At 65.6% G+C, this 12,705-nt stretch carries 11 protein-coding genes; 2 read left to right on the top strand and 9 right to left on the bottom strand.

Features of this window, described 5'->3' with window-relative positions; all coding sequences use genetic code 11:
- Nucleotides 1-728 precede the first annotated feature (728 nt).
- The 6 genes from HS104_03160 to HS104_03135 form a co-directional block, all read right to left on the bottom strand.
- Nucleotides 729-1,355, bottom strand: coding sequence for a DUF4272 domain-containing protein (locus tag HS104_03160; protein MBE7478978.1), 627 nt, complete (start codon nucleotides 1,353-1,355; stop codon nucleotides 729-731).
- Nucleotides 1,356-1,551: 196 nt separating this feature from the next.
- Nucleotides 1,552-2,244, bottom strand: a complete 693-nt coding sequence (locus tag HS104_03155; GenBank protein ID MBE7478977.1) for a hypothetical protein — start codon at nucleotides 2,242-2,244, stop codon at nucleotides 1,552-1,554.
- A gap of 1,172 nt (nucleotides 2,245-3,416) precedes the next feature.
- Nucleotides 3,417-3,830 (bottom strand): hypothetical protein, encoded by a 414-nt coding sequence (locus tag HS104_03150; protein ID MBE7478976.1) that lies wholly within the window; start codon nucleotides 3,828-3,830, stop codon nucleotides 3,417-3,419.
- 188 nt (nucleotides 3,831-4,018) lie between these two features.
- The gene (locus HS104_03145) at nucleotides 4,019-4,279 is read right to left on the bottom strand and encodes a hypothetical protein (GenBank protein MBE7478975.1); all 261 of its coding nucleotides are present in this window, start codon (nucleotides 4,277-4,279) and stop codon (nucleotides 4,019-4,021) included.
- Nucleotides 4,280-4,586: 307 nt separating this feature from the next.
- Entirely contained in the window at nucleotides 4,587-4,895 is a 309-nt protein-coding gene (locus HS104_03140) for a hypothetical protein (GenBank protein ID MBE7478974.1), read from the bottom strand.
- Between the two features lie 743 nt (nucleotides 4,896-5,638).
- Nucleotides 5,639-6,112 carry a hypothetical protein gene (locus HS104_03135; protein ID MBE7478973.1) on the bottom strand — a complete coding sequence of 158 codons (474 nt, stop codon included), beginning with the start codon at nucleotides 6,110-6,112 and terminating at the stop codon, nucleotides 5,639-5,641.
- A gap of 520 nt (nucleotides 6,113-6,632) precedes the next feature.
- Between HS104_03135 and tnpB the strand changes: the two genes are divergently transcribed.
- Complete coding sequence (gene tnpB, locus HS104_03130) at nucleotides 6,633-7,001, top strand: IS66 family insertion sequence element accessory protein TnpB (GenBank protein ID MBE7478972.1); 369 nt, start codon at nucleotides 6,633-6,635, stop codon at nucleotides 6,999-7,001.
- 13 nt (nucleotides 7,002-7,014) lie between these two features.
- Nucleotides 7,015-8,520: an IS66 family transposase gene (locus HS104_03125; protein ID MBE7478971.1), complete on the top strand. Its 1,506-nt coding sequence runs from the start codon at nucleotides 7,015-7,017 to the stop codon at nucleotides 8,518-8,520.
- A gap of 185 nt (nucleotides 8,521-8,705) precedes the next feature.
- Here the strand turns inward: HS104_03125 and HS104_03120 are convergent, their stop codons facing one another.
- The 3 genes from HS104_03120 to HS104_03110 all read right to left on the bottom strand — a co-directional run bounded on the left by HS104_03120 (nucleotide 8,706) and on the right by HS104_03110 (nucleotide 12,654).
- Nucleotides 8,706-9,038 carry a hypothetical protein gene (locus HS104_03120; protein MBE7478970.1) on the bottom strand — a complete coding sequence of 111 codons (333 nt, stop codon included), beginning with the start codon at nucleotides 9,036-9,038 and terminating at the stop codon, nucleotides 8,706-8,708.
- Nucleotides 9,039-10,222: 1,184 nt separating this feature from the next.
- Nucleotides 10,223-10,531 (bottom strand): hypothetical protein, encoded by a 309-nt coding sequence (locus HS104_03115; protein MBE7478969.1) that lies wholly within the window; start codon nucleotides 10,529-10,531, stop codon nucleotides 10,223-10,225.
- A 962-nt stretch (nucleotides 10,532-11,493) separates the two neighbouring features.
- Complete coding sequence (locus HS104_03110; protein MBE7478968.1) at nucleotides 11,494-12,654, bottom strand: integron integrase; 1,161 nt, start codon at nucleotides 12,652-12,654, stop codon at nucleotides 11,494-11,496.
- Between the last annotated feature and the right edge of the window lie 51 nt (nucleotides 12,655-12,705).

Below are 12,705 nucleotides of genomic sequence, written 5' to 3'. Positions count from 1 at the left end.
GCAAACCAGCGGCGTGGAGCAAGCAACCCTTCTCGCCCTGCACGCACTGGCCGAAGACGGTCCAGATCCGAATGTTCATGGTGTCGGCATCGCCGAGCCTGACGCGAAGGGGGCGTCCCGCGGGAACGCGCAGTTCCCACTCGCCAGGGGCAAGCGTGAGACTGGCGCGACCCGGCGTGCGCCCAGCGGGGACGGTGATGTCCTTGGTCTGACGCTCGTCCCTTCGCCCGAGTCGGGGTTCTGGGACCGGCACTGCCTCGACCTGGAGTGACCCGACGGCTGCCCGCCGAACGAGATCCGGCCAGCATTGCGCGCCTTCGCATTGCCGTGCACGCAGCTCGGTATGCTCGAACGAGAGGTGCGCGGTTTCGCGCGGCGACTCGGATGACGACGGCGGGCCGAGGGGGATTTCGGGCGAGGTGGCACCCAGTGCGAAGAGCGGAACCGCGCACCCGACGAAAAGGCGCGCATCGGCGATCACTGGCCACTGAACCCGGCCGTCGTCGGGCGCATTCCCGTGGATGGGAAGCTATTGGTCGAGCTGCATAACGGAGCGGCGTTCACCCGCGAAAGCCGAGCGTTATCCTAGCAGACCGCGTGGCGTTGCAGAGCGGGCGCAGTGCCGCAGACAGTGAGAGCGCCTGCGACGCGGAACGGACGGTGACGCTCGCCTGGCCGGCGTTCGGCGGGTGGAACGTCCAGTTAGGCGGCTTGCGCAGCAGCGTCGGCTACGTGTCGCATGGAACGTCGTCCCAATCGGCCTCGACTCCGTAGACCCAATCAAGTGCTCGTCGGCGCTCCCTGATGACGCCGCCATCGACGAACTTGGGCGGGACGCCGGTGAGCTCACACTGCCGGACGTACCAGTGCAATCTGTAGTGGAGATCGACCTGGGCTTGGATCTCGTCGAGGGGGCGCAGCGTTGCGGCGGAGATAAACCGCTGCGGGTCGACGCCGAGCGGAAACCTGTCGGCAAGGTCATCGTCGCAGTGACGACTCGGGTCCATGTCGACGATCCCAAGGCAGTAGCCAAGCGCCTGGATGCCCTCCGTAAGCCAGGTGCAGTCGATCTCATCCTGACGAGAGGCACCCTCGGTCAGCATGCCCCGCTCGCGGGCGGACACCCAGTCCCATAGCCCGAAGCGTTCGAGATCGCGGCGCAGTTCCACGGGGTCGGCCCCGAATCCGATGCCCACAACGTAGCCCAACGCGGAGCCTCGAGCGGCGACATCTCGAGCGGTCCTGGGTGACACCTCGTCGAGGGACTCAATGAGCGGAAGGCCGGGGTTGACTTCGAGACCCCACGCCCGAATCCGCGCTTCATTCTCATGCTTGACGGTGTCGAGTTCCGCCATCGGTCCGCCTAACGAAACGGCGTTCACCCGCGAACGCCGAGGAATATCGTAACAGAGCGCGGGGCGTGAACGCACGCGGGCGAGTTCCGAAGACAGAGTGGTCGCCCGCGGGCGCGGAACGGACGGTGAAACGCGGCACTACCGGCGTTCGGCGGGTGCAACGTCCAGTTAGACCGCACCGAGTGGCCCGAATTGCCTACTCTTGGGCCGCAGGCGTGGAGAGCGCTGCTTCGACTATGCGGAGCTGGCGCATCAGTTCTCTGACGGGCTCGACCCGATCCCAGTTGATCACAATCGGCGAAGGAGTTGCATAGGTGATCGTCAACTGTGCTGACTTTGGTCCTCGACCTTCGTAGATTGAAGTGCACAGGTCTACTTCCCTGTGCGAAAATTCTCGGTCCGGGGCGAAGTCCTGTTCGTCTAACGCGACACGCTTCTGTGAATGCGCTTGGTCTTGAAGGGTGCTGATTGCGCCCAACATTCCGAAGGCTGCGGTTTCGAAACGCGCGCGAGGAGTCTGGGCTTCGCGGGCATGGTTCGGGAGCACCGCTGGCCATTCGAGCGCAGCGCAGAGAGAAGAGATCTCGGGATCAGCGAACGCTCGCGGGTGACGGTCGTGTGCGAAGACGTTTCGAATCTTTCGGATCCGATTGAGATCTCGATACGATCTGACGTCGATCAGGGCAAGCACGTACGACAGTTTGGTTCGGGCGCTAAACGACGAGAGCGGCTGCATCGGCTTAAAAAGCGAGTCGGCGACGCGAACTTCCCGGAAGAACCGTCGAAGGAGGCATTCGAGTTCGTGATCGAGAAACGCGGCCGCAAGCAGGGCGACGGCACGATCGGACTCTCCCTTGAATTCCACGTAGACGCGCTCCGGTGTGTCCATCGCATCGGCCTTCTCGGGTGCAGCGTGGCGGTATAACGAACGGCGTTCACCCGCGAACGCCGGAGATGATCTTAGCAGAGCGCGAGGCGCTGCAGAGGCGGGCGAGTGCCGAAGACAGAGTGGTCGCCCGCCGGCGCGGAACGGACGGTGAAACTCGGCACTACCGGCGTTCGGCGGGTGCAACGGCGAGTTAGACAGCTCAGCCGCACACTCCGTTGCCGCTAATGAACAACTTCTCGTCCGTGAACTTCGCCGATTCGCACGTTCCCAGCTTGTCCCAACAGACCAAGAGAGGCTCGCACTTCAGGTGCATCGGGGCGCCTTGGACGACGCCTGAGCACCCATTGGAATCGCGAGTTTCAATATGGAACGACATGGACTCCTGGAGATTGGGGAACGAGCAGGAGGTGTAGTCCTTCGCGCAAGCGGGGCATGTGGGTTCAGCTTGCGCGTCGCTTCCGCACGCGGCGGCCAGCGGCAGCAGGAACAACGCGGCGAGCACTGGCCGAATCAACGACATGTTCCTCGGGCTGTATAACGAGATGACGTTCACCCGCGAACGCCGAGGAACATCGTAACAGAGCGCGGGGCGTGAACGCACGCGGGCGCGTGCCGCATCAGTGTGTCGCCCGCGGGCGCGGAACGGACGGTGGGGCAAGGCCAGGCCGGCGTTCGTCGGGTGGAACGGCAGTTATACAGTGCTTTGAAATATCGGTGATTCTGGGCACTGAGACTCCGGCGTCACCGTGAGTCGGGGCGCTGTGGACTTGGAACTCGAGCTCAGCCGGCGCGGGTGCTGAGTGCTGGGCATTTCTCGGACCTGTTGCTCGGCGTGGCGCTTCCGATGCCCATGCAGCGCCGCTTGCGTTCGCAGTCGTCGTCGCTTCAGCCGCGAAGACGGTTGGGGGTCGGCAAGGCGCGACCGGATGCGCGAGAGACCGTCAGCGTCGTCCGTCGTCGCGGCGGTACTGGCGCGCTCGGCGCTGTCTCTCCGGTTGGAGAAGCCTGATCTGTATAACGAGACACACGTTCACCCGCGAACGCCGAGCGTCAAGTCGTCAGTCGGCGAGGCGCTGCAGACGCGGGCGAGTGCCGCATCAGTGTGTTCGCCCGCGGTCGTGGAACGGACGGTGAAACTCGCCATGGCCGGCGTTCGGCGGGTGCAACGTGAGTTAGACAGCACTGCCGCGATCAGACAGACGATCTCGATACGCTTGCCACTTCCGGAGGCTCTCGACAGCGCCGCTGGCTTCGAAGAGACCGGTATCCGACGACGGGTCAAATGCTCGCCAGCCGCATCGATTCAGAAGGTCGGCGACCAATCCGGCTGCCGCTTCGCCTCCGCGAACGTGGAGTGCGAAGGACATCACCTCTTCATCTTCACCCATGTTGAACTCGACAGAGAGCTCCGGGCTCTCGACGACTCCCCATGCAGGGTTGGAGAAGTCAACGTTCGGCACGACCTCCATTATGCGACTGAGCAGGTCCGATCGGGTGCCCAGGGCACGAGGCTCAAAGTCGTCGGGGATGTCGTCCACGGCCCGCGCATCGGCCGGAATATCCTGTACGACGATGTCCCAACTCATCGGATCCTCGTCTGTCTAACGAGACACACGTTCACCCGCGAACGCCGAGCGTCAAGTCGTCAGTCGGCGAGGCGCTTCAGACGCGGGCGAGTGCCGCATCAGAATGTTCGCCCGCGGAAGCGGGACGTACGGTGAAGTCGGCAAGACCGGCGTTCGGCGGGTGCAACGTGAGTTATACGGCGTGCGAGCTATTTGCTCTTGCCCGACTTCTGGCAACGGTCTCGGAGTTCGACAACCCCCGACGGGTTGTAGGCAAGATCGGCAACGCGAGAGTCATCCTCGGAGAAGAGCAGGAGAAGCCGCGGTGGCTTCTTGTACGCATCGGCCATGTCCGAGGTGTTGTAGCGCCAAGTCGTGCGGTCGCCGAGCCTTCCGACTTGGTCGGGGCCGCCCAGCATCTCCTCGAGCTCCTTGTGGGTGGTCACGCAGAGTTTGATCTGTTTGACCATGTCGGGTGTGATCGTTGTTCGGCACGCGGACTGGGCTAGCGCTACAACGCAGAGACACGGGATGAGATATCCAGGTCGCATGTGAACGACTCTATCGTCTGCCAGGGGGCACAGGAAATCTAGGCCGGATAACGAACGGCGTTCACCCGCGAACGCCGGAGAGCATCTTAGCAGAGCGGGAGGCGCTACAGTCGCGGGCGAGTGCCGAAGACAGAGTGGTCGCCCGCGGTCGTGGAACGGACGCTGGGGCAAGGCCAGACCGGCGTTCGGCGGGTGCAACGTCGAGTTAGACCGCAGGCGTCGCGGCCTACTCGGGCGGGTCTTCTTTCCCACGGGAACGTGCTCGAGCTGCAATGAGCAGAATGGCGCCACCAAGCGCGGCGAGAATCCCGACCGGAATCGTGATGCGGGTAATGCGACGAACCCGCATCATGAGCGCGACGGACTCCCCGAGGGCGCGGGACTTCTCTTCCGTCGGCACATCGCTGTTCGCGAGGGTGTCCATGCTTCGCATGTAGAGATGGACGTTCACGCCGACGCTGCCGCACGCCGAGAATAGGCCGGCAACAAGAAGCACCACCGGCACCGACAGCACGACACGTGAGTGCTGGTTCATGGCGGTATAACGGGGCACGCGTTGACCCGCGAGCGCCGTGGCTCATCGTAACAGACGGCACTGCGTTTTCGCAGGCCGGCGCAAAGCCGTAGACAGGGAGAGCGCCGGCCGTCGCGGAACGGACGGTGAAACTCGCCACGACCGGCGCTCGGCGGGTCGAACGCGAGTTAGGCGGCACGGTCGGGACACTACAGTGGGCAAGACCAATGCGGCGCACCGTCGCTGAAATACGGATTCTGGAGACAGTCGCAGTCGGCCGGCATGCACTCGAAGGCGGGGTGTTCCATCGGGTACGTCACGCGGCAGCCAAGCGGATACCTGCTCTCAACTGCGGCGCCATCAACGGCGTTGGGGTCGCCCCACGGGCCCGGATAGCGGCAGCCTCCGCCGTCTGGCGCGCTCGGCGCACACGAGAACTCGATCTGTGATGGGATCGGGGGATACTCGGGTGGACACTGTTTGTGGGATGGATCGCCAGTGCCGCCCTGCGAGCACGCGCGTGTGCCGAGCGCGAGCACGCCTGCAAAGGCCACGAGTACTGTCGGCACCCTCAACGCAGTCCGCCTAACGAGACACACGTTCACCCGCGAACGCCGAGCGTCAAGTCGTCAGGCGGCAAGGCGCGACAGACGCGGGCGAGTGCCGCATCAGAATGTTCGCCCGCGGAAGCGGAACGGACGGTTGGGCAAGGCCAGACCGGCGTTCGGCGGGTGCAACGTGAGTTATGCAGTGGCCAGTGCGCGCTACTGGTGTACGCGCAGCCAGGGGTCCGGGCGCGGGGGCTCGAGCTGAAAGTCAGCGTGGATCTCGAACGGCACTGCGGTGGCGAACTCCTGGGACCAACCGACATCGCACTTTCCCGACACCCGGAGGCGTACTTGCGCAGCCTCGACGTGCAACACCGCGATACGGACATCGTATGCCGCCTGGTGCGCACCGGTGTACAGCGTGAATTGATGCTCGCCTCGCTCGTTTTCGGTGGGAGGCGTGTAGACGTCACCGGCGCGGAGCGGAAGACGCGCTCCGTCGATGGGCACGCCGTGTCCGTAGAAGTAGAGCTGCCACTCGTCGTCGTCGTCTTGCAGCCGAGCGGTCTCCGCCTCGAGAGTCCACTCGATAGGCTCCGCGCCGCGATCACGCAGTGAGAGCGTCGCTTCACGGACGGGGAGACGCAGGCGCCCGAGCGCCGCCATTCCTTCGGGCAACAAATCGGTCATTGCAGCTGCATAACGACATTCGCGTTCACCCGCGAACGCCGGAGATCATCGTAGCAGACGTCGGGGCGCTGCGTGACCCATCAGCGACACCGGGATGATTTCCGCGGACGTGGCCGCCAGGCTCGGCTTCGACGCGGAGGTCATCAGTGGCAAATGGACGGAAGATCGAGGACGAGGCGGAGGCGCGGCGGTGCCTGCTCGCGGCGAAGCGGAAGGGCCTGAGCGCCGGGGAGTGGGCGCGGGCGCACGACATCGACGGGCGGTCTCTGAACGCGTGGCGGGTGAATCTCGAACGGCGGGGAGCGAGCGCTCAGCCGCAACGGCGAAAGTCGAAGGCGGCAGCGACGGCGCACGCGTTGGTCGAGCTTGTTCCCGCTTCGCCGAGCATCGCCGTGGCCGGGAGGGGCCGGTACGTTCTCGAGGTTGCCAGGGCTCGGGTGGAGTTCGGTGACGACGTTTCGGTCGAGACGCTGCACCGGGTACTCGAGGCTTTGCGCTCGTGCTGAGCCTACCTCCGACGGTGCGCGTGTTCGTGGCGGTGGCCCCGCTCGACATGCGCGGCTCCTTCGACGCCCTCGCCGGCGCTGTGCGCGGCCTGGGGCTCGATCCAGTCGATGGCCACCTGTATCTCTTCCTCAACAAGCGCAGGCGGATCGCGAAGGCTCTGTGGTTCGACGGGTCGGGCTGGTGTGTTCTCGCCAAGCGCCTCGAGGCTGGGAGCTTTCAGCTTCCGCTGCTGGACGGCGACAAGCCGCAGGTGGTGATCGACGGCTCGGCGTTCGCCTCGCTGCTGGCTGGGATCGACTTCACAGCGGCGCGGCGCGGCTGGTACCGGCGGCCTCGATTCGAAAAAGCACGCAAGGGGATCGACACGGATCTCCAAGTATGATCTCTACTCGTCTGTGGACGGGCTGGAAGCGCTGCGCAAGGAGAACGCCGAGCTCCGTGCGCAAGTCGCGCAGCTCCTCACCGAGCTGGCACGGCTCAACGATCGCGTCTCGGAGCTGCTCGCGGTAGCGCAGCGCAAGCAGCGAAAGGCTCCTGCTCCCGGCGCTGCAGCGCCAGCCGCTGCCCCGCCCGTCGTCGAGGGAGAAGCCCAGCGTGCTTTCGAGGAGCGGCCCAAGGCCCCGGACAAGCCTGCCGCCGAGCCTCCGCCGAAGAAGAAGGCGAGGCCAACGGGGCGCAAGCCGATCCCCAGCCACCTCGAAGCCGAAGAGCACGAGCTCCGCCCCGATGCGTGCGGCGAGTGCGGCGGAGCTGCCCTGGACGTCGTCGACGAGCTCGTCGAGGAGAAGCTCCACGTCGTCAAGGAACACCAGCGCCGGCGCGTCGTTCGTCGCTACACGTGTCGCTGTCGCGAGTGTGGCGAGCGCACGACGCTGCGCTCTCTGCCTGCCCCTTACGAGCGCTCCAAGGTCACCTGCGAGTGGCTCGCGTGGCTCGTGTACCAGAAGTTCTGGCTGCTCACGCCGCTCGACCGCATCCGGCGCGACCTCGCCGAGCGCGGAGTCCCGATCGCGATGAGCACGCTGGTGACCTTCATCGAGCGCGCTGCCGACCTGCTGTCGGGCATCGACGGTTTGCACTGGAAGCAGCTGCTCGCCGGCTCCTGGATGGCTACCGACGGCACCGGGTTGAAGGTCATCATCAAGAAGCTTCCCGCTGCGCACAACGGTTACGTGGAGCTCTACCGCAACCACGACGTCGCGGTCTTTCAGTACGAGCCCGACAAGAGCGGCGAGGTCGTCGCCGCGAAGCTCAGACCCTTCCGAGGTACCCTCACCGCCGATGCCGAGCATCGCTTCAACGACGTCTTCGCTTCAGGCCGCGTGCTCGAGGCCGGGTGCAACGCCCACGGCCGTCGCAAGTTCCGTGACGCAGAAGACACCCAGCCGGTGCTCGCTCTCGAAGGCGGCGCCTTCCTGGGCGCGATCTACGGCGAAGAGGGAGAGGCGCAGAAGCTCGGCCTGGTCGGAGAGGCGCTCAGAGAACATCGCCAGCGGTGCATTCGCCCCATCGTCCAGGACTTCGAGCGCTGGCGCGACGCCGTCGAGCCGACGCTCTTGCCCTCCGAGCCGCTGGCGGCGGCGATTCGGTACTACAAGAACCATCGGGACGCGCTCTTCCGTTTCGTCGACGACCCGCTGGTCCCCATCGACAACTCTCCCACCGAGCGCGAGTTTCAGAACGTCGCCAAGCTGCGCCTCAACATGCTCTTCGCCGGCAGCACGGAAGGCGCCCACCGTGCTTGCGTGCTCCTCGGCATCATCGCCACCTGTCGAGCTCTAGGTGTCCCTGCGCAGGCCTATCTCACCTGGGCCTTCGAGCGCCTCGGGACCCACCGCGATGTCTTCGCGCTGCCGCTCGAGGCCCTGACCCCCGCCGCGTTCAAGAAGACCCTCGGCTGAGCCCCACGCACGATTCCACCCGCCGCGCATCCCGGCGTCGCTGATCGGTCACGGCGCTGCAGAGGCGGGCGAGTGCCGAAGACAGAGTGGTCGCCCGCCGGCGAGGAACGGACGGTGAAGCCCGCCATGGCCGGCGTTCGGCGGGTGCAACGTCGAGTTATACGGCGCTGCCCGTTGGATGGAACTCAGGGCTGAATCGGGTTTCCATCCTCGTCCTCGAAGCGCGCGTTAAGCGCTTTCGCGCACCGCAGCGCAATGGGCGTGAGCACGGCCTCCTCACCATCCGCGAAGACGCGGCCGTCCTGCCAAATGAACATCCCGACCGCGTTGCCGTTCTGAACGACTTGGGCACTGCCCGGGACGTCAAAGACGACAGGCTCGCGCGTGAAAGGGTTGATCCCGCTGAAGGAGTCGCGAGCCTTCAGTAAGGCCTCGCCGCGGACGAAATCAAGCCACGCAGCTCGCGAGAGTTTCGCCTCGGGGTAGTTCGGCAGCGTGATGATCCCGTATCCAATCACTCCGGTTAGCTGAACATGAGACAATGCGGAAGGCGAGGGTGCGGGCGACACGGCGCCTGGTGCGGAGGGCGCCGCGGACGAGGAGGCAACTGGAGGACCGCCGGGCGGGCTTCGCCGGCTGCACTGCGACGAGAGCAGCGCGACGGCCCCAACCAGCAGCAGTGACCGCGTCTGCGACATGGGTCTCGAGTTCGGCCGGATAACGAGACACGCGTTCACCCGCGAACGCGCGAGGTCATCGTAACAGAGCGCGCGGCATTTTCGAGGCCGGCGCGTGCCGTTGAAAATTGGGCGCCGGCCGCCGCGGGACGGACGGTGAAGTCGGCAAGGCGCGCGTTCGGCGGGTGGAACGCGAGTTATACCGTGGTGGAGCCACGGTTGTTCGGGGAGTAGCGACGACTGGCGTCGCAGCTCGCCTGGCGCCGTGATCTCGGAGTTCGGTGCCAGCTCGCGCGGCTTCTGTTCACAGCGCCACGGTCGGCAAGGCGCTTGGGGCTGCGCGTGGCGCTTGGGCGAAGCACTCTGAGACCGCAGCGCGGCAAAGACAGTCGGCGGGGCGCTGGTGATCTTGCGTGATCGTTTCCGCTTGGGAGACAGCGGTATAACGATCGTCGCGTTCTCCCGCGAACGCGGGCTCTATCGTAACAGACGGCAAGGCGTAATCCGAGGCCGGCGCAAGCCGTAGACAGAGAGGGCGCCGGCCGCTGCGGAACGGACGGTTGGGCAAGGCCAGACCCGCGTTCGTCGGGAGCAACCGCGAGTTATACAGGTCTTGGCACGGCGGTAATTCTCGGGAAAGCAGCGAGGCGCGTGGGCTTGGTTCTGCTTGTCCGAGCGGTGCAGCAGTCATGGCGCCGTGGTCTTGGATGCGGCGCCGCGACTTCACAGTCGTCATCGCCTCGAGCGCGAGACCGGTTGGGGCTTGGCAAGGCGCTGTGCAAGCGTCAGAGACCGTCAGCTTTAACCGCGGGCAAGGCGCTGTGGGTCGCGTGAGCGGCGCTGCCCAACAGCGAAGCGACAAAGCTGGATAACGAGACACACGTTCACCCGCGAACGCCAAGCGTCAAGTCGTCAGTGGGCAAGGCGCCACAGACGCGGGCGAGTGCCGCATCAGAATGTTCGCCCGCGGAAGCGGGACGGACGGTGAAGCGCGGAAGGCCGGCGTTCGGCGGGTGCAACGTGAGTTAGACGGCTCGGCCGGGAGAGCCCGAAGTGTCGCGAAGAAGCGACCACGAGATCATGGTTACACCGGAAATGACACAGTGGCCGCCGCCGGTGTTTGTGAGAACTGCCTCGACGTCGGATGCCACGTTGCCAGACAAGAGCCAGCCGGAACCAAGACGTTGCCCCAACGCGATGGATTCAACGACTGCGTCGTTCCAGCCGGGCGCAACTTCGAACGTCCAGCAGCTCACGAATCCGCCTTTCGAGTAGGGCTCAAGCGTGACCGCGGGCGTGCCGGCAAACGCAACGTCAAGCAGCTTGCCGACCACGGTGCGAGCTTTCGCCTCGGTCGTGCAGTTTACCCAAGCCTTCCAATGAGAGGTGATACCCACAGTCCGTCTAACGAACGGCGTTCACCCGCGAACGCCGGAGATAATCTTAGCAGAGCGCGAGGCGCTGCAGCGGCGGGCGAGTGCCGAAGACAGAGTGGTCGCCCGCCGGCGCGGAACGGACGGTGAAACTCGCCACTACCGGCGTTCGGCGGGTGCAACGTCGAGTTAGCCAGCGTTGAAAATCGACGGTGAAGTTCCGTGCTTCGTCGGTTCCTGACGGTGATTCTGGCCAAAGCGCCATGGACCGCGAGCAGCGCCGGTACGCCACTGGTGGCTCCGCTTCCAGCGGCACGAGCTCAGGGCTGCGCGAGACGCGTGGGAACGCGCGAGTGACTTTCAAAGTCCAACCGCGGGCGAGGCGCAGTGGTTCGCCGGCGCTGCACAACAGCGCGGAAAACTTCGGCTGGATAACGAATTGGCGTTCACCCGCGAACGCCGGCTCCTGAGTTTAACAGAGCGCGAGGCGCTGCAGCGGCGGGCGAGCGCCGAAGACAGTGTGTCGCCCGCCGGCGCGGAACGGACGGTGAAACAGGGCATAGCCGGCGTTCGGCGGGTGGAACGACAAGTTATACAGTGCGCAGGAAACTCGGTGATTCTGGGCACTGAGGCTCCTGGCGTCACCGTTTGTCGCAGCGCCGTGGTCTTGGAGCTCGGGTTCAGCGCGGCGCGGTTCTGCTTGCTCGGCGTTCGAGTACGAAACACGAAGCGCCGCCGCGTTGGGCCACCAAGCAGCGCCGCCTTCGTTCGCGGTGGGCACGGCCTCGAGCGGCACGACGGTCGGGGCTTGGCAAGGCGCGACCGGAGGCGCGAGTGACTTACGGCGGTGATGGAGTCGCGGCGGTGCTGGTTCGCAGCGCTGCCCTCCCCGATGGAAGAATCTGATCTGTATAACTAACATTCTACCTCGGAGACTTCTCTCTGCGGATGCCCTTTGGGGGTGGAGCGCCTTCCTGTAGATCCAAGGTGTTGGGCTTTGGGGGGAGGGCGGGCGGCGTGTTAGGTAGGGCTGCATAAGACGATAATTGTCGCTTGGGGGTCGGGAGGGACGGAGGGACGGCGGTGGCCAGCTGATCGAGGGGGCTGGTCACGCCTAGGGCGCCGCGGTTCAGGACGTGGGTGTAGATCATGGTGGTGCTGACGTCGTGGTGGCCGAGGAGCTCCTGGATGGTGCGGATGTCGTAGCCGGCCTCCAGGAGGTGGGTCGCGAAGGAGTGGCGCAGGGTGTGACAGCTCACGTGCTTCGCGATGCGGGCCTCGAGGGCGGCGATGCGGATGGCGCGCTGCAAGACGGTCGGGTGCGTGTGATGGCGGCGGCGCTCGCCGGTGAGGCGGTCCGTGTAGTGGCGCTCGGCGGGGAAGAGCCACTGCCACCCCCACTCGCGGGGGGCGTTGGGGTATTTGCGGTCCAGCGCGTGGGGGAGCTCGACGCTGCCGAGGCCTTGGCGCAGGTCGGCGTCGTGCTGGGCGCGGACCTCGGCCATGTGGCACATCACGGCCTCCACCAGGGAGACGGGGAGCATGGTGACGCGGTCTTTGTTGCCTTTGGCGCGGCGTATGACGATCTCGTGCCGTGTGAGGTCGATGTCCTTGATGCGAAGGCGCACGCACTCGGTGACCCGTAGGCCGCCGCCGTAGAGGATGGAGGCCATCAGCCAGTTCCGTCCGAACAGGCGACCGAGGACCTCGGCGACCTCTTGGCGAGAGAGGACGACGGGGAGCCGCTTGGGTCGCTTCGCGCGCACGACGTCGTCGAAGGCGCGGATGTCGCGGCCGAGGACCTCCGTGTAGAGGAAGAGCAGCGCGGCGGCGGCCTGGTTCTGGGTAGAGGCGCTGACGTCGAGCTGGGTGGCGAGGTGGGTCAGGAAGTCGGAGACGTGGGTCGCGCCGAGCTCGGCGGGGTGGCGGAGCTCGTGGTGACGGATGAAGCGGCGGATCCAGTGGCAGTACGCCTTCTCGGTCCGTGGGCTCATGCCGCGCGAGCGCAGGGCGCCGCTGACCTGATCGAGCAGGCGCGGCGTTCGGGGATCGCGGGGTGGCGGTTTCGGTGGCTTCGGCGTCATCGACATCGACGCGCTGCAACCAGGGTGCCAGCGGCAGCGCGCGCAGATTTC

The organism is Polyangiaceae bacterium, assembly GCA_015075635.1.
Taxonomy (GTDB): Bacteria; Myxococcota_A; Polyangia; order Polyangiales; family Polyangiaceae; genus JADJKB01.
Note: the sequence above shows the minus strand (reverse complement) of the source record. Positions and strands in the feature narration are given on the sequence as shown.

Coding starts and splice junctions, on each gene's coding strand:
- HS104_03160 (MBE7478978.1), bottom strand. CDS start 1,355: ATGGCGGAACTCGACACCGTCAAGCATGAGAATGAAGCGCGGATTCGG.
- HS104_03155 (MBE7478977.1), bottom strand. CDS start 2,244: ATGGACACACCGGAGCGCGTCTACGTGGAATTCAAGGGAGAGTCCGAT.
- HS104_03150 (MBE7478976.1), bottom strand. CDS start 3,830: ATGAGTTGGGACATCGTCGTACAGGATATTCCGGCCGATGCGCGGGCC.
- HS104_03145 (MBE7478975.1), bottom strand. CDS start 4,279: ATGGTCAAACAGATCAAACTCTGCGTGACCACCCACAAGGAGCTCGAG.
- HS104_03140 (MBE7478974.1), bottom strand. CDS start 4,895: ATGAACCAGCACTCACGTGTCGTGCTGTCGGTGCCGGTGGTGCTTCTT.
- HS104_03135 (MBE7478973.1), bottom strand. CDS start 6,112: ATGACCGATTTGTTGCCCGAAGGAATGGCGGCGCTCGGGCGCCTGCGT.
- HS104_03110 (MBE7478968.1), bottom strand. CDS start 12,654: ATGACGCCGAAGCCACCGAAACCGCCACCCCGCGATCCCCGAACGCCG.